The 15,548-nt window shown below is 72.0% G+C and carries 19 protein-coding genes and 1 pseudogene; 9 read left to right on the top strand and 11 right to left on the bottom strand.

The window, feature by feature from the left end; all coding sequences use genetic code 11:
- Positions 1–136 precede the first annotated feature (136 nt).
- On the bottom strand, positions 137–370 hold the full coding sequence (locus tag ACFY2A_RS05860; RefSeq protein ID WP_387168979.1) for a hypothetical protein: 234 nt from the start codon (positions 368–370) through the stop codon (positions 137–139).
- A 158-nt stretch (positions 371–528) separates the two neighbouring features.
- Here ACFY2A_RS05860 and ACFY2A_RS05855 point away from each other — a divergent pair, with 158 nt between their 5' ends.
- The 4 genes from ACFY2A_RS05855 to ACFY2A_RS05840 all read left to right on the top strand — a co-directional run bounded on the left by ACFY2A_RS05855 (position 529) and on the right by ACFY2A_RS05840 (position 2,998).
- Positions 529–918, top strand: a complete 390-nt coding sequence (locus ACFY2A_RS05855) for a helix-turn-helix domain-containing protein (protein ID WP_387168976.1) — start codon at positions 529–531, stop codon at positions 916–918.
- A 286-nt stretch (positions 919–1,204) separates the two neighbouring features.
- Positions 1,205–1,453 carry a hypothetical protein gene (locus tag ACFY2A_RS05850; RefSeq protein ID WP_387168973.1) on the top strand — a complete coding sequence of 83 codons (249 nt, stop codon included), beginning with the start codon at positions 1,205–1,207 and terminating at the stop codon, positions 1,451–1,453.
- Positions 1,453–2,604, top strand: a complete 1,152-nt coding sequence (locus ACFY2A_RS05845) for a hypothetical protein (RefSeq protein ID WP_387168971.1) — start codon at positions 1,453–1,455, stop codon at positions 2,602–2,604. The genes ACFY2A_RS05850 and ACFY2A_RS05845 overlap by 1 nt, the downstream gene beginning before the upstream one ends.
- A 136-nt stretch (positions 2,605–2,740) precedes the next feature.
- A complete protein-coding gene (locus ACFY2A_RS05840; RefSeq protein WP_387168969.1) occupies positions 2,741–2,998 on the top strand; it encodes a hypothetical protein in 258 nt (85 codons plus the stop codon).
- A 52-nt stretch (positions 2,999–3,050) separates the two neighbouring features.
- Here the strand turns inward: ACFY2A_RS05840 and ACFY2A_RS05835 are convergent, their stop codons facing one another.
- A complete protein-coding gene (locus ACFY2A_RS05835) occupies positions 3,051–3,221 on the bottom strand; it encodes a DNA-binding protein (protein ID WP_387168966.1) in 171 nt (56 codons plus the stop codon).
- A 275-nt stretch (positions 3,222–3,496) separates the two neighbouring features.
- Here ACFY2A_RS05835 and ACFY2A_RS05830 point away from each other — a divergent pair, with 275 nt between their 5' ends.
- A complete protein-coding gene (locus ACFY2A_RS05830) occupies positions 3,497–3,718 on the top strand; it encodes a hypothetical protein (protein WP_387168963.1) in 222 nt (73 codons plus the stop codon).
- A gap of 197 nt (positions 3,719–3,915) precedes the next feature.
- Here ACFY2A_RS05830 and ACFY2A_RS05825 read toward each other — a convergent pair whose 3' ends face one another.
- On the bottom strand, positions 3,916–5,466 hold the full coding sequence (locus tag ACFY2A_RS05825; RefSeq protein WP_387168960.1) for a recombinase family protein: 1,551 nt from the start codon (positions 5,464–5,466) through the stop codon (positions 3,916–3,918).
- A 107-nt stretch (positions 5,467–5,573) separates the two neighbouring features.
- Between ACFY2A_RS05825 and ACFY2A_RS05820 the strand changes: the two genes are divergently transcribed.
- The 3 genes from ACFY2A_RS05820 (at position 5,574) to ACFY2A_RS05810 (ending at position 9,346) form a co-directional block, all read left to right on the top strand.
- Positions 5,574–6,812, top strand: a complete 1,239-nt coding sequence (locus ACFY2A_RS05820; protein ID WP_387168957.1) for a DNA-processing protein DprA — start codon at positions 5,574–5,576, stop codon at positions 6,810–6,812.
- A 74-nt stretch (positions 6,813–6,886) separates the two neighbouring features.
- A complete protein-coding gene (locus tag ACFY2A_RS05815; RefSeq protein WP_387168953.1) occupies positions 6,887–8,002 on the top strand; it encodes a tyrosine recombinase XerC in 1,116 nt (371 codons plus the stop codon).
- A gap of 162 nt (positions 8,003–8,164) precedes the next feature.
- Positions 8,165–9,346: an aminotransferase class V-fold PLP-dependent enzyme gene (locus tag ACFY2A_RS05810; RefSeq protein ID WP_387168950.1), complete on the top strand. Its 1,182-nt coding sequence runs from the start codon at positions 8,165–8,167 to the stop codon at positions 9,344–9,346.
- Here the strand turns inward: ACFY2A_RS05810 and ACFY2A_RS05805 are convergent.
- Complete coding sequence (locus ACFY2A_RS05805; RefSeq protein WP_387168947.1) at positions 9,280–10,011, bottom strand: peptidoglycan DD-metalloendopeptidase family protein; 732 nt, start codon at positions 10,009–10,011, stop codon at positions 9,280–9,282. The two genes, ACFY2A_RS05810 and ACFY2A_RS05805, sit on opposite strands and share 67 nt — an antisense overlap.
- 134 nt (positions 10,012–10,145) lie before the next feature.
- Between ACFY2A_RS05805 and ACFY2A_RS05800 the strand changes: the two genes are divergently transcribed.
- Positions 10,146–10,796, top strand: coding sequence for a class I SAM-dependent methyltransferase family protein (locus ACFY2A_RS05800; protein ID WP_387168944.1), 651 nt, complete (start codon positions 10,146–10,148; stop codon positions 10,794–10,796).
- Positions 10,797–10,871: 75 nt separating this feature from the next.
- Here ACFY2A_RS05800 and ACFY2A_RS05795 read toward each other — a convergent pair whose 3' ends face one another.
- From ACFY2A_RS05795 to trmD, 7 genes and pseudogenes are all read right to left on the bottom strand, one after another.
- A complete protein-coding gene (locus ACFY2A_RS05795) occupies positions 10,872–11,195 on the bottom strand; it encodes a DUF2469 domain-containing protein (protein ID WP_007075222.1) in 324 nt (107 codons plus the stop codon).
- On the bottom strand, positions 11,192–12,004 hold the full coding sequence (locus ACFY2A_RS05790; RefSeq protein ID WP_387168941.1) for a ribonuclease HII: 813 nt from the start codon (positions 12,002–12,004) through the stop codon (positions 11,192–11,194). Before ACFY2A_RS05790 ends, ACFY2A_RS05795 begins: the two co-directional genes overlap by 4 nt.
- A complete protein-coding gene (locus ACFY2A_RS05785; RefSeq protein WP_363917006.1) occupies positions 11,998–12,486 on the bottom strand; it encodes an NUDIX domain-containing protein in 489 nt (162 codons plus the stop codon). Before ACFY2A_RS05785 ends, ACFY2A_RS05790 begins: the two co-directional genes overlap by 7 nt.
- Before the next feature lie 88 nt (positions 12,487–12,574).
- Positions 12,575–13,210: a signal peptidase I gene (gene lepB, locus ACFY2A_RS05780; protein WP_387168938.1), complete on the bottom strand. Its 636-nt coding sequence runs from the start codon at positions 13,208–13,210 to the stop codon at positions 12,575–12,577.
- Between the two features lie 9 nt (positions 13,211–13,219).
- Positions 13,220–14,088, bottom strand: a pseudogene (lepB, locus tag ACFY2A_RS05775) (signal peptidase I).
- A gap of 183 nt (positions 14,089–14,271) precedes the next feature.
- A complete protein-coding gene (rplS, locus tag ACFY2A_RS05770; RefSeq protein ID WP_093401691.1) occupies positions 14,272–14,628 on the bottom strand; it encodes a 50S ribosomal protein L19 in 357 nt (118 codons plus the stop codon).
- Between the two features lie 145 nt (positions 14,629–14,773).
- A complete protein-coding gene (gene trmD / locus ACFY2A_RS05765; RefSeq protein ID WP_363917002.1) occupies positions 14,774–15,547 on the bottom strand; it encodes a tRNA (guanosine(37)-N1)-methyltransferase TrmD in 774 nt (257 codons plus the stop codon).
- Between the last annotated feature and the right edge of the window lies 1 nt (position 15,548).

Here is a 15,548-nt window from a genome sequence, read left to right as displayed (position 1 = left end):
CAACGGAATCCCCAGCCCACGGCCCGTCTTCGCCTGGTTGCCCTGTTGCCTCTGGTTAGGCGGGGCTGGGCGGTCGCCTAACGGAATCCCCAGGCCAGGGGCCACCCCTGGCCGGCTAGGCCCGGCTGGGCGGAGGTCACCACTCCCGGGAATTGGGGCTCCTGTTGAGGCCCATCAACTGGCCGTAGTCGAAGACGCAGCGCGGATGCGCGCACACGGCCGGACTCTCCAGCGTCCACTGGGTGGTCTTCACGGTGTGGTCGGACCAGATGAAGCCCCGGTGGCAGATGGGCTCCTCAGCTTCGATGGGCTCCCCGCACTTGAAGCACCTGGGCAACGGGGTGCCGTCCGGGTAGGTGTCGTCCGCCATGCGATGGATTCTCGCCTCCGCGCGCCCAGGCATCGACCAAGCCACGCCAGGAGACGTCCGCCGCACCGTCCGATGTAGCAATAAGAGTCATTATGATGTTTGCGCCAGTGGCACTATGGACTAGTTTCTGGCACTTCGCGGCGTATATGGTCCGGAACATGAGTCGTATGCCAGCCGGTCAGCGTCACCTCCAGGAGCTGGAGGCCCTGGAGCTGAGCAACGCCGGCCACTCCATCGACACCATCGCGGAGCGCCTGGACGTCAGCCGGCGGACCGCCGCGCGCCGGGTCCAGGCCGCCCTGGAGCGCATACCGGCCCAGGAGGCGGACACACTCCGCCGCCAGTCGGAAGCACGCTTCAACGGCTGGATGCGCCGGGCCAATGTCCTCCTGGAGTCCCCGGAGCTGTCCCTTCAGGACACGGTGAAGGTCCTGGGTCTCCTCCTTTCCCTTGAGCGGGAACGGGTCCAGCTCTACGGACTTCGCCTCCCGTCCGCCGTGGTGGTCCAACACGAGATGGGTCCCGGGACCCAGGAGGTCCTTCGGTGAGCCCTCTGAGGTTGGGTCCCGGGTCCGGGACCTCCCGTCTCCTGGGTCCGGGGTCACAGGACCGTTGCCGGACCCACCGGGTCCCGCTGGGACCTGTCCGGGTCCCCACGGGACCCGGTGAGGAGGCCGCCGCCCGCCGCCTGAGTGAGGAGGCCGCCGCCCGCCTTCGTGAAGCTGGCGTGCCGCTCCCCCGGACCCGTCCGATGTCGGCCACCCGGGCCCGGTGTCCGGAGTGCGTCCAGGAGGCCGCCCTGGCCGCCGTGGCCCGCCTGAACGGGGAGGACCAGTGACCACTGAGGACGCCGCCGCACAGGCCAGGCTCCGCCGCGTGGCCATGCTGGCCGCCCAGGCAGGGAAGTCACCGGCCCAGATCAAGCGGGCCCTGCTCAATCAGGCGAAGCGGGACGCCGCCGCCCGCCGCCGCGCCATGCTGGCCGGCGGCCAGGGGGAGCAGCCCTCCGCCACCGACCAAACCCCCACCGACTCAGCGACGACACGACGCCGGGCCATGCTCGGACTGAAGGAGAGCAACTAATGATCAGGGATGAACGGGTCCGCTACTCCCCGGAGCTGGGCGTCTGGACCGTGGACATGGCCGGCATGACCGCCGTGAGCCCCGGCCAGGCGGAGAAGATCCTGGGCTGGAGCATGTTCCTGGCCAGGGAGGCGGAGTCCGGGCTGGAGGGTTGCACCTGTGACCCCGGGGACCAGTACTGGGACGGGCCTGAGCGCCGGGTCCCGACGTCGCCTCACGGCCACTTCGTGGGTCAGGCCCGGGGTGCGGACAGCCGACTCATGGTCATCGGTCACGGCAGTCCAGTCACGGTGGCACCCGGGACCGGCCAGGAGCATCAGGGCCGCCAGTGCCCGCTCCGCAACGTGGACGGGGAGCGCCAGGCGAAGGAGCTGGTGGAGCGCGGCGGCCTCACGGAGCTGTGGGACCTCACCGTGGCCTTCCCTGCCGGAGCCGGCCCGCTCCAGCCCCTGAGCACTGGGGAGGAGGCCCCGAAGGTCTGGGAGGCGGAACCGGTGGACTTCCGGGCCGGTGGCCTGCGGGTCAGCGTGCCGGCTCGCCACGTCCACCCCGCCGTCCAGCCCTCCCTGGCCGCGTACCGGGACCTGTCGCTGAAGGCGGCGGAGCTACACCGGGCGGCCCAGGAGGCCCAGGAGCGGGCCGCCAATGCTCCCCGGGAGCTGCGGCGGGAGGCGACGCAGGCCGCCATCCATGGCCGCGCCACGGACGCCGCGAAGGCGGCCCAGAGCATCCGGGACCTGGAGCTGGAGGCCCAGGCCGCGAAGGCGGTAGCGGACGGTACGGAGGACGCGCTGAGCGCCACCCGGGCCGCCGTGGTGAAGGCCGTGGAGGGCAACCGGGCGGAGTGGCTGGCGTACCTGGGCGGCCAGGGCCGGGCCGCGCTGGGCCGGCTGGACGCCGCCCTGGCGGAGCTGGACGCCGCGCTGGGTGACCTGGTGGCGGTGGACGCCATGCGGGCCAACGTGGAGCGCCCCCTGGCCGCCGGGGCTCGCCTGTTCGCTCAGGGCTCCGCGCTCACCGGCCAGGTGAACGCTTCGCGGGCCGCCGCGCGGGAGGTCCGGACGAAGGCGGCGGAGACGCTGGCTCCGTTGTCCCGCTACGCCACGGAGCCGGAGGCGAAGGCGGCCAGGAAGGCGAAGGCCACCGCCTGAGCCGGTACGGACTACGGCCCGCCCCCCTGGTTTACGGGGCGGGCCGTTCCGTGTCGTCCACCCGACACTCCTCACCCGGCACGCTCCGGGCCGGACAGGATCGCGGAACGGGTCCGATCACCGGAGGAGACGCAACGTGGCCAAACCGACCAACCACAGCATCGTGACCAGCATGTTGGAAGCCGCTGACTCAGACGACACTGACCCGGCGGACGCGGCTGTATACCGCCAGGAGGCGCTGGTGTACGCGCTCCTAGGGCTGGCTGAGGAGGTCCGGGGCCTCCGGGAGGCGGTCAACGGTGTGGAGGACGCCCTGGAGGACCAGGACAACTTCGGAGTGGGGACGCACGCCCGGCACATCTCGGACTGGCTGAAGAAGATTGCGGAGCGCTGAGCCCTCACAGACAACGGCCCGGACCACGCGGTCCGGGCCGTTCCGTGTGTGCTCAGTCCTCCGGCGGCGGCGGTTCGTCCGCTCCCCTGGCCTTCCACGGCTGGTGGTCGGTGATCCAGCGCTCCACGTCCTCCACCAGCCACACGGACCCGCCGGCCAGGTGATCGAAGGGCTCCGGGAAGTCGGGCCGGCTGGTGAGCTGGACGACCCGGACGCGGGACACGCCCAGGCGCTCCTGAAGCTCCGCGCTCCCGTACAACCTCCGCCGCCAGGCCATCTCCTGAGCATCACGACGCCATCCCCTTACGGATGTGAAAGCCCTGGTTAGCTCACCCGTACGCGCAGCTCAGAGCTACTTCTGATACGTAGCCAGTCCACTTTCATACTTGACAGGGGGTAGGGCGATCCGGTCCCCTGGACGGGCAACACACCGGGTAGCGGTCCGGGTACGTGAGCGGGGCTCCGTTCCCGGACCTGCCTGTCTCTGGAGGTGGAGCTATGCCCATGGACGACGGTCCGATCACTCCCGCGCTGGTCCTCTGGACCGCTAAGCGGGTCATCACGCAGCACGCGGAGCCGGCCAGCCCTCACCGGGCCACCGGCCGGTGCGCTCAGTGCCGGGATGATGGCTGCTGGATGTTGGGCTGGGCCATCGGCGTGGTGAAGGAGCATCGCCTGGCCGCCAACCGGCCCGCCCGTTTCGCCACCCCCCGGCCGTGATGGAGCGGGAGGTCCCCCGGGAGGTCTGGGTCCCCCGGCTGGCCGCATGGACCATCGCTGAGCACCAGGAGGCCCGCTGTCCCCGGTGCCGACCGGACGGATGCCGGTCACTGGACTGGGCCCGGGACCGCCTGGAGCGGTACGCCACACCTACGCCCGGCCCGTCCTAGCGGTCGCCAGGACCCACCGGGCGTAACTCAGCGCCAGTCGATCACGATGGACGCGCTTATCCGCTCCGCCGTCCGCTCCCAGGCGGCCACGTCCTGGCCGAAGCGGACGCCACGGCCAGGCGGGAGCAGGGTCACGGTCATTAGCGTGTCGATGACCACCCGGAGCCGGTCCGTGTCCAGGGCCTCCACGGCGGCCCGTACGTCCGGGGCGTTGATCAGGGGGCCCAGGATGTCCGCCCGTCCGGCGTCCGCCTGCTGGCGCTCCACCTCCTCCAGCTTCGCGCGCAGCTTCGCGGACTCCCGGCGGACGCCGGTCTCCGTGAGCGTCCCGTCCGCCAGCAGGCCCGCCAGATTGTCCAGGCGGGTCCGGAGCGCGCGGGCCTCCCGGCGCAACTTCACGGCGTCCGGCCGCTTGTCGTCGGCCAGGAGGAGGGCGGCGTCCGGGCGCTCCAGGCGTCCGATGACCACCTCCGTCACCCACCAGTCCACCGGGCCCACGGCGCGCCCGACGTGGCCCAGGGCGGCCCGGCATCGGTACGTGGCGTGGCCCTCCCTCCCTCTCCTGGCCGGAGCCGCGCCACGGTGCACGGTCGCTCCGCACTCCGGCACCCCGCACAGCGCCACGCCGGTCAGGAGGCCCTTCCCGCCGCGCGCCGGATTGGCTCGGGACGGGTCGGTCAGTAGCTCCACAACGGCCCGCCACGTCTCCTCCGACACCAGACCCTCCCAGGCCGCCGGGCCCACAATGGCCTTCAGCCTGGCCGCGCGAGGGTCCATGACCTCCCGGAGCGCTTCCGTGACGTGTGCCCGCAGGCCCGCGTAGCGCGGGTTCAGCAGCACCGGGCGGACTGTCTGCGCGGTCCACTCGCTGGGCTCCGTGGCGGTCCGCTTCGGGCAGGCACGGGGCCGCACGCTGGCCGGACAGGCTCCGTCGCATCCGTGGGTGAATCGGGCCTGGGGTGTGTGGAGGCCCCGGGCGTTCCAGTCCGCCGCCACGCGGCCCAGGGGGACGCCGGCCAGGACACCCTCATAGGCGTCCCGGACGGCGGCGGCCTCCGGCTCCCGGATGGTCACGCCGTCCGCCTCATAGCCGAAGGGACGGCGGCCTCCGATGCGGCGGCCCTGCTCCGCCGCTTGGAGCGCGGCGCGTCGCTGGCGGTCTGACTTCTGCTCGATTTCGTGCTGTGCCACGGAGCCCAGGATGTCCGCCGTGAGCCGGCCCGCCGGAGTGCTGAGGTCCAGGTCCGTCCCGCGCACGAAGGCCACCGTGAGGCCGTGGCGCTTGCCCAGCTCCAGGAGGCGGAGGCGGTCCCTGGCGTTGCGGGTCAGCCGGGTCATGTCCCAGGCGACCACGCACGCCGCGCGGCCCTCCTGGACGGCGGCCAGGACAGCCTCAAAGCCTGGCCGCTGGCGCTTGCCGGAGGCGCTGGTGTCGTTGTCGCTGTGCTCCGCCACCACGCGCCAGCCGCGAAGCTCGCAGAGCTTGCGTGTGTCCTCCCGCTGGCGGGCCACGCCCAGCTCATCCCCGGTCCGGTCCTGGCTCTGTCGGAGGTAAATCACGGTGTCCACGTCTGCCATCTTGGCATCCTTGTGCTTGCCTGGACGATCGCCGACCTCGACGGGCGGGCACGGCCGGACGCCGGGGACGTCAACGAGGCCATCACGCTCAGGACGGGAGAGGGCACATGAGCACCCACGAGGAGTTGACCCTGGCGCGGGTGGCGTTGACCTGGCTGGCCGAGCCGGGTACCCGGTCGGTGCACGGACTGGTCGACGAGTTCGGCCCGGTGGGCGCGCTGGAACTGCTGCTGAACGGCGGAGCACCACAGCAGGCACTGCGCGAGTCCGTGGCGGCGCGCAGCCGGGCCGGTGATGCCAGGGTGGTCGCCGCCGAGGCGCTGCACCGCGCCGACCGGCTCGGTGTCCGGGTCGTCATTCCCGGCGACGACGAATGGCCCGGGACGGTGGAGCACCTGCGCAAGCTCCGCCTGTTCGACGCCCGCCGCCGGGTGGACGTCGAGACCGCGCCGCCGCTCTGCTTCTGGGTACGCGGCTCGTGGCCGCTGGCCGAGGCGCTGGACCGGTCCGTGGCGGTGGTGGGGTCGCGGGCCGCCACGGCGTACGGCACCCACATCGCCACGGATCTGGGCTACGGCCTGGCCGACCGGGACTGGACCGTCGTCTCCGGCGGCGCGTTCGGCATCGACGCCGCCGCGCACCGTGGGGCACTGAACGCCGGCGGGCTCACTGTCGCGGTGCTCGCCTGCGGTGTGGACCGTGCGTACCCGATGGGCAACGCCGCGCTGTTCGACCGGATCGCCGACACCGGTCTGCTGGTCAGCGAGTGGCCGCCGGGCGCGGAGCCGCTGCGTCCCCGCTTCCTCATCCGCAACCGGGTGATCGCGGCGGGCACCCGGGGCACCGTGCTGGTCGAGGCGGCAGCCCGCAGCGGCGCCACGCAGACCACCCGGCGGGCCATCGCCCTGGGTCGACCGGCGATGGTGGTGCCGGGCCCCGTCACCTCGGCGATGTCGGTCGGTGCCCACGAGGTGCTGCGGGAACATCCGGAGGCGCGGTTGGTGACCGGCCTCGCCCAGGTGTTGGAGGAGGTGGGTCGGATCGGCGAGTTGGCCCCGGTGCCGCGTGGGCCCGAACGGCCCACCGATCTGCTCGACGACGACGCCCGGTCGATCGTGGAGGCAATGCCGCGACGCGGCCGCATCGGTGTCGACGCCCTCGCGGCGCGGGCGGGCCTTGCCGTCCGCACGGTGCTACGCAAACTGCCGCTGTTGCAGGAGTTGGCCCTGGTGGTGCGGCGGGAGGACGGCTATGCCCTGGTCACACCGAGCCGGCGGACCACCCGGCCCGGCCTGGCCGCGCCAGCGAGCGGGCCGATGGCCGCCGACGCCCCACCTTCCGCCTGATCACCGGTCCCGTCGAGCGCGCCGCCTGTTCGCCGTCCGGGCGTTCCGATCGTAGGGTGGATCTCGTGGGCAGGATGGGCAGGCAGGGGCCGGCCGCCAACGGCACCCAAGCGATGCACGACGCGCTGCCGGCGCCGCTGCGGGACGCGGTGGACGAGTTCGCGGGGTACCTGGCCTCGGTCCGAAATCGCTCGGCACACACCGTGCGGGCGTACGTCGCCGATCTGGTGTCGCTGTTGGATCATGCTGGACGGATGGGCTGCACCGAGGTGGCCGAGCTGAGCCTCGACACGGTACGCAGCTGGCTGTCCCGACAACGCACGACCGGCGCCGCCCGCACCTCGCTGGCCCGCAGGGCCGCCGCGGCTCGGACCTTCAGCGCCTGGGCTCACCGGCAAGGGCTGCTGCCCTCCGACGTCGCCGCCACGCTCGCCAGCCCCCGACCGCGCCGGACGCTACCCACGGTGCTTCGTCCCGAGCAGGCGGCCCTGCTCGTCGAGCAACCTGCCCGCCGCCCGGCCACGCCCGTACTCGGCGGACCGACACCCAGCGGACCGACACCCAGCCGATCGACACCCAGCGGGCCGACACCCAGCGGATCGGCAGCCGGTGGGCTCGCTGCCGGTGCCGATCCGGCGACCGCCGAGGAGTCGCCGGTGGCCGATGCGTCCGAGAACACCGGCGAGGCGGTACGGCTGCGCGACCGAATACTGCTCGAACTGCTCTACGGCACCGGGGTTCGGGTCAGCGAGGTGTGCGGAATCGACATGGACGACGTCGACCAGGATCGGCGGGTCGTCCGGGTACGCGGCAAGGGTGGGCGGGAGCGGACGGTGCCGTACGGGCTGCCGGCGCAACGCGCCCTCGACGACTGGCTGCGACACGGACGGCCGGTGCTGGCGGTCCCCGATTCCCGCGACGCGCTGCTGCTCGGTGCCCGCGGTGGCCGGCTGCACCCGACCACGGCCCGCCGAATCGTCGGCGGCTACGCCGAGGCGGCGGGGTTACCCCGGACCAGTCCCCATGCGCTGCGCCACTCGGCCGCCACCCACCTGCTCGAAGGCGGGGCGGACCTACGGGCGGTGCAGGAACTGCTGGGGCATTCCTCGCTGGCCAGCACCCAGATCTACACACATGTCTCGGTCGAACGGCTCCGGGCCGCCTACCGTCAGGCCCACCCTCGCGCCTGACGACCGCGCGGCCAGGCCGGGCGGGGCCATTAAGACGAGCCCTACGTCTGAGTGACGAGGGCGGCACCCGTCCCTGACCGCAACGGGCGGCACGCCGTCCCTGAGCGGTGATGGGCGGCAAGCTGGGGCGGACGCGCCGCGCTTGACGGCTATGATCATCGGGTGAGCGTCCCGCCGCCGCCCGAGCCGATCACGGGCGCCCGTCTGCTCTTCTCCCTCGACCCGGCGGTCAGTCACCTCAACCACGGTTCGTTCGGGGCGGTCCCGATTGTGGCGCAGCGGGCGCAGCAACGGCTGCGCGACGAGATGGAGGCCGACCCGCTGCGGTTCTTCACGCGGGGCCTGGTCGACCGGATCGCGCACACTCGTCGGCATCTGGCTAGTTTCCTCGGGTCCGATCCCGACGGCACCGCCCTGACCACGAACGCCACCACCGGTGCCGCCGTGGTGTTCCAGTCCCTGGGGCTGCGCTCCGGTGACGAGGTGCTCACCACCGACCATGGCTACGGTGCCGTCGAATACTCCATCCGCCGGGAGTGCCGCCGCACTGGGGCGACGCATCGGGTCCTGCGGGTGCCGTTGACCGCCACCGACGAGGAGGTGGTGCAGATCGTGCGGGACGGGCTGCGTCCGGGCCGTACCCGCCTGCTGGTGGTCGACCAGCTCACCTCGGCCACGGCACGGCTGTTCCCGGTCGCCGCGATCGTCGGGGTGGCCGGGGAGCACGGCGTGCCGGTGCTTGTCGACGCCGCCCATGCTCCGGGCATGCTGCCCGCGTCGGTACTCAGCATCGGAGCCGACTTCTGGGTGGGCAACCTGCACAAGTGGGGGTACGCCCCACGCGGCACCGCCGTGCTCGTGGTGGCAGCCCCGTGGCGGGACCGGATCGAGCCGCTGGTGGTCTCCTGGGAACAGGACTCGGGCTTCCCGGCTCGCCTGGAGTGGCAGGCCACCGCCGACTACACGGCCTGGTTGAGCGCACCGGCGGGGCTCTACACGCTGCGCAGCCTCGGCGTCGACCGGGTACGCGCGCACAACGCCGGACTGGCCGCGTACGGGCAACGGGTGGTGGGGGACGCGCTCGGCGTGCCACCGGCCGACCTGCCCGACCCCGGCGGACCGACGGTCGCCATGCGACTCATTCCGTTGCCGGCGGGCCTCGCCACGACCCTGGACGGTGCCCGGGCGTTGCAGACCCGGATCGCCGAGCGGCTCGCCGCCCAGGTCGCGGTCACGACCTGGGACGGCCGCGGCTGGCTGCGGCTGTGCGGCCAGGTCTACAACGCGCCCGAGGAGTACCAGCGCCTGGCGGTCGGGCTGCCCGGTCTGCTCGCCCAGCGTTGAGCGGACGCACCCGCGGCGACGGTGAGGTCACCGACGGGCAGCAGTCGGGCCCGCCCGAGACCGAGCAGGGCCAGCGGGTCGAGATAGTCGTCGCCCTGGCGCAGTCCCCAGTGCAGGCACGCGGCGGCGGGACAGCCCGCGTGGCCGGGCAGCAGCGTGCCCAGTGACGCCCCGGCCGGCACCACCGTGCCTGCCGTGACGGCGGGTTGGACCGGTTCGTAGCTGGTCCGTAGGCCGTCGGCGTGGCCGACGGTGACCACCGGTCGGTCGGCGACCATGCCGGCGAACAGGATCGTGCCGGGGCCGGCCGCCCGGATCGTGGCGGCGGCCGGGGCCAGCAGGTCGACTCCCCGGTGACCGGCCAGCCACGGTCGGGGCGGCGGGTCGAACCTGCGAACCGGCTGCGGCACGCCGTCGACCGGCCACCGGAACCGCCCGCCACCGACGACCTGCGGCACCCCCTCGACCGGCCACCGCAACGGCCCGCCACCACCGGTGCCCGGAGTGCCCCTCGCCTGCGGTGGAGCCACCGGGCGCGACCAGCCGCTCGGCGCGGACGGCGCGGGCGACCAATTACGCGCCCCGGCCGCACCGCCCATCGGTCCGGTGGGGGCCAGCAGCAGGAGCGTCGTGAGCCCGCCGAGTATCGACATCCGTGGCGACATGCCGTCGAGCCTGACCGGGCCCATCGGAGTCCACGACCCCGAGCGGCCGATCTGTGGACGACCGGGCGTCCTGTGGACGGTCCACGCACGAACTTGTCGATCTGCTATGGGCGAGCGTCGCCTAGGCTCGGGGCGTGACCCGCGACTGGTACGCCTGGCACCACCACTACGAGGATCCGGATTCATCGCTGTCGCGGCGGCTGACCGAGGTGCGTCGGCGCATCGGCACCGTCCTGGACGAGGCATCGCCGGGGCCGCTGCGGGCGGTCAGTCTCTGCGCCGGGCAGGGCCGGGATCTGATTCCCGTGCTGGCAACCCATCCGCGTGGCGGTGAGGTGACCGCTCTGCTGGTCGAGCAGGAGCCCCGCAACGTGGAACCGGCTCGCGCCGCCGTCCGCCAGGCGGGGTTGTCCGCAGTCGAGGTGGTGTGTGGCGACGCGGCCCGCACCGATGCCTACGCCGGGATGGTTCCGGCCGACCTGGTGCTGGCCTGCGGCATCTTCGGCAACATCTCCGACACCGACGTGCGGGCGGTGGTGGGACACTGCGCCTGGCTCTGCGCCACCGGCGGGACCGTCATCTGGACCCGGGGCCGATGGGAGCCGGACCTGTTGCCGACGATCTGCGACTGGTTCGTCGCGGAGGGGTTCGAGCAGGTCGCGGTCAGCACTCCGGCGGAGGGGGTCGGAGTGGGCGCGCACCGGTTGCTCGGTCCGCCCCGACAGCGGCCAGCCGACGCGACGATGTTCGAGTTCGTCGGGCGCCCGCAGACCGCCGGGCACTGACGAACCAAGCCGGTGCACTGTGGACGCGGGACGGCGCGGGGGGACGCCGTCGCCGTGCCAGCCGGTACCGGGCGGTCAGCCGCCGAAGCCCGAGTCGGCGGGTAGGGAGATGTCCGGCTTCTCCAACTCCTCGACGTTCACGTCCTTGAACGTCATCACTCGGACATTCTTCACGAACCGGGCAGGGCGGTACATGTCCCAGACCCAGGCGTCGTGCATCTCGACCTCGAAGTAGACCTCGCCGTCGGAGTTGCGGACGTGCAGGTCGACCTGGTTGGCGAGGTAGAACCGGCGCTCGGTCTCCACCACGTAGGAGAACTGACGGACGATGTCGCGGTACTCCCGGTAGAGCTGGAGCTCCATCTCGGTCTCGTACTTCTCGAGATCTTCCGCGCTCATCGCACTCCGCCTTCCATGACCACATCTTCCCCCACCGGCGCCGGAGGCCGAGGCTGCTCGCCCAACGCCACGCCGACGGTACCCCCTGCCGCGCCCGAGCGCTCCATCGGCTCTTCCCGACTTGCGCCCAACGGTCGCCGGGAGCGGGGTGGCCGGTCGTCGAGCCCGGAGGCGGCGGCCACGTTCACGTACGAGAAACGGTGCTCCCGGCACGGCCCGCGCTCGCGCAGCGCGGCGGTGTGCTCGGCGGTGATGTACCCCTTGTGCTCGGCGAACCCGTAGCCGGGATGCTCGGCGTCCAGGCCAACCATGATCCTGTCCCGGGTGACCTTCGCCAGCACGCTCGCCGCCGCCACGCAGGCGGCGACCCGGTCACCCTTCCACACCGCGAGCCCGGGAACGCCCAGGCCGTCGACGCCGAACCCGTCGGTCAGCACGTACTCCGGCCGGACCGCCAGCAAGGCCAGCGAACGGCGCATCGCGGCCAGATTGCACACGTGCAGCCCCCGGGCGTCGACCTCGTCGGCCGGGATGACGACCACCGCGTACGCCAGCGCGCGCTCGACGACCTCGTCGTGGATCCGTTCCCGGCTGGCCGGAGTCAGCAGCTTGGAGTCGGCCAGCCCGTCGATCTCACCCCGCCGGCCCTCCGGCAGCACCACGGCGGCGGCGACCAGCGGCCCCGCGCAGGCACCACGGCCAGCCTCGTCGGCACCCGCGACGTACCGGAAGCCGCGCCGTTGCAGGGCCCGCTCCAACGCGTAGAGCCCGGCCTCGCGGCGTATCACGGTGCGTGGTGGAGTCAGCATGCCCGTCCCTCGATGACTGCCGTCGTACCGGCCAACGCGCGGGCCAGCACCTCTGCAAGGTCAAGTGGGTAGCAGCGCTCCCCGGTGCCGCTCAACTCGCCCGCCGACCACCACCGGTGACCGTCGACGCTGCCCCGCTCCACCTCGCTGAACCCGGCCGTGTCGACCTCGTGCGCCGCCACGCGTACCAGGAAGAACTGCTGCTCCTGCCGATACCACACGCCGTCGAAGGAGAACTCGACGACGTCGGCGTGCACCGGCTGACCGACATCGGCCACGGTCAGCCGCAGCCCGGTCTCCTCAGCCAGTTCACGGACCGCGCCCTCGGCGTACGTCTCCCCCGGATCAAGTCCTCCGCCGGGGGTGAACCACCACCGCCCGCGTTCCGGGCGGGCCGGGTCGAAGCCGCGGAACAGCAGCAACCGACCGGCCGCGTCGACCAGCAGGACGCGAGCGGCACACCTCGGGGTGTAGACGGTCACCGCACCAGACTGCCAGACTCCTGCGACGTCGCCCACGCCCGGCACAACCGGCGGCTGCCCGTCACGGCGGGCGGCGGGCCGGCCTTGGTCAGGACGTCGGAATCGCGTCGAACTCCTCCGGCACGGTCAGCAGGGTCGCCCGGTCGAACGGCCAGAAGATGGTGAAGGCCCGTCCCACCACGTCGTCCTCGGGGATGGTGGCCGACTGAATGTTCTGACCGGACTGCTGGTAGTGCTCCAGCGAGTCGCCGGAGGCGGATCGGTGGTCGCCCATGACCCAGAGCCGCCCCTCGGGCACCTGCACGTCGAACTCCTGGTCCGCCGGCTTGTCCCGCTGACCATCGACGGAGAAGATGTACGGCTCGTCCAGCGGCGCACCGTTGATCAGCAGGCGGTCCTGGTCGTCGCAGCAGACCACCCGGTCTCCGCCGACGCCGATCACCCGCTTGATGAAGTCCTCCCCCGCCGGATTGCCGCTCCACTCCAGCGGGGCCTTGAAGACGATCACCTCGCCGCGATGGGGCGAACGGGTGTGGTAGACGAGCTTGTTGACCAGTACCCGATCGTCGATCTTGAGAGTGTTCTCCATGGACGGCGAGGGGATGAAGAAGGTCTGCAGTACGAAGGCACGTACCAGTACCGCGACCAGGATCGCCACCCCGAGGAGGATGGGCAGTTCCTTCCAGAAGGAGTGGCGCGGCTTGTCGGTCTGCTCGTCAATCACGGGAGGAGCCTACGTTGCCCGACCGAGCGCCACCGTCCGGAACGCGCGAGAACGGATAGTGTGGCCGCAATCGGGAGAAGCAGGACGACACCCCCGGCGGGGTCGGGGCGTACCGGGGCCGCGCCACCGGCCGCGGGTGGCGGGGCGACGGTGGCGAAGGTCTCAGGGATCGGCAGCGAGTGCCACCGGCTGGACGGCCAGACCACCGCGAACGCCCGTCCGACCACGTTGTCGATCGGCACCGTCCCCTGGCAACGCGCGTCCTGCGAGACCTGCCGGTGGTCGCCGAGGACGAACATCTGACCGGGCGGGACGACGATCTCCTCGAACCGCCGGGAGCGGCACTCGTCGGGGTTCGGCGGAAGATCCAGTGGCGAGTCCCGCAGCACGTACGCCGACTCGTCCAACGGGGTGCCGTTGACCAGCACCCGTCCCTGGTCGTCACAGCAGCTCACCCGGTCCCCGGGCAGCGCGATGACCCGCTTGATGAAGTCCTTCTCACCCGGACGACCGACGCCGACCAGATCACCGACGGTGCGGCCGAGCTTGTCGGCGAAGCTGGTGGGCGGTTGCACGTCAACCTGCGGAACCCACTTGTCGGTGCCCCGGAAGACCACCACCTCGCCTCGCTGCGGGTTCCGGACGTTGTAGACGACCTTGTTGACCACCACCCGGTCACCGACGAGCAGGGTGTCCTCCATCGACCCGGAGGGGATGAAGAACGCCTGGAGCAGGAAGGTGCGGATCAGTACCGCCAGGCAGAAGGCGACGATGAGCAGCAGCGGCAGCTCCTGCCAGAGCGGCATCTGCCGCTTACCGCGCCGGGTGCGCCGACGCCACGGATCGACTGCACCGCTGTCGTCAAGCGCCTGCACCACGCCCACTCCCCGGTCCGCAGAAACGACTACCGCCCGGGAACCTCGTCGAGGCTCCCCGGGCGGTAGTGGAGGTCGCCCGCCACACGAGGCGGGTCACCGCCGCGCTGCGCCCGTACGACCAGGGTAGTGCGGACTGGCCAGTACGGCATACGCGCAGCTCGGGCGGCGTGGCGCAGCGCGACGTCAGCTCGGCTGCTTCTCGCGCAGCTCCTTGATCTTGGCCTTCTTGCCCCGCAGCTCACGCAGGTAGTAGAGCTTGGCGCGGCGGACGTCACCGCGAACCACGACCTCGATCCGGTCGATCGCCGGGCTGTTGATCGGGTACGTCCGCTCGACCCCGACGCCGAAGCTGAGCTTGCGGACGGTGAAGGTCTCGCGCAGCCCAGCGCCCTGGCGACGGATGACGACGCCCTGGAAGATCTGGACCCGGGACCGGGCTCCCTCAACCACCCGGGCGTGCACCTTGACGGTGTCACCGGCACGGAAGTCGGGCAGGTCGGTGCGCTTCGACTGGGCGTCAAGGGCGTCCAGGATGTTCATCGCTGTGTCCTCGTGAGGCTCACGGCGCACCGTCACTCGGCGCGCGGATGGGTGATACTGATCCCCGGGTGGTGGCCGGTGCGAACCGACCCCGGTCGAAGATCCTCGCAGCCGCCCACGGGCGCAGACGACTGCGGCAACCCCCCTACTTTGCCACATCCGGTCCGGGCACCTGAAATCCGGCCCGGTCCAACGCCGCCACGTCCCGTTTGTCCAGGCTCTGCGGATCCAGTGCGGTGAGCATGTCCGGCCGGCGGCGACCGGTCCGGACCAGCGCCTCGTCGCGGCGCCAGCGGGCGATCCGGCCGTGGTCGCCGGAACGGAGCACCTCCGGTACCGGCAGTCCACGCCAGGTCGCCGGCTTCGTGTACATCGGCGCCTCCAGCAGCCCGTGCGCGTGGGACTCCTCGGCCAGCGAACCGGCGTTGCCGAGCACCCCCGGCAGCAGCCGGGTCACCGCCTCCAGGATCACCAGCACCGCCACCTCACCGCCGAAGAGCACGTAGTCACCGAGGCTCACCTCGGTGACCGGCATCCGCGTCGCCGCGTGGTCGAGGACCCGCTGGTCGATGCCCTCGTACCGGCCGCAGGCGAACAGCAGGTGCGGCTCGGCGGCCAGCTCGTGGGCCAACGCCTGGGTGAAGGGCACGCCGGCCGGCGACGGCACCAACAGTCGCGGCGGGGTCAGCTCCGTCGGCGCCAGGGCGTCCAACGCCTCGCCCCACGGCTCCGGCCGCATCACCATGCCGGGCCCGCCGCCGTACGGGGTGTCGTCGACGGTCCGGTGTACGTCGTGGGTCCAACCGCGCAGATCGTGTACGGCAAGCCGCAGTGTCCCGTTGGCTCGCGCCTTGCCGATCAGCGACAGGTCCAGCGGGGCGAAGTACTCCGGGAAGATCGACACGATGTCGACGCGCATC

The sequence above is a fragment of the Micromonospora sp. NPDC000442 genome (genome assembly GCF_042898635.1).
In the GTDB taxonomy this organism is placed as follows: Bacteria; Actinomycetota; Actinomycetes; order Mycobacteriales; family Micromonosporaceae; genus Micromonospora.
Note: the sequence above shows the minus strand (reverse complement) of the source record. Positions and strands in the feature narration are given on the sequence as shown.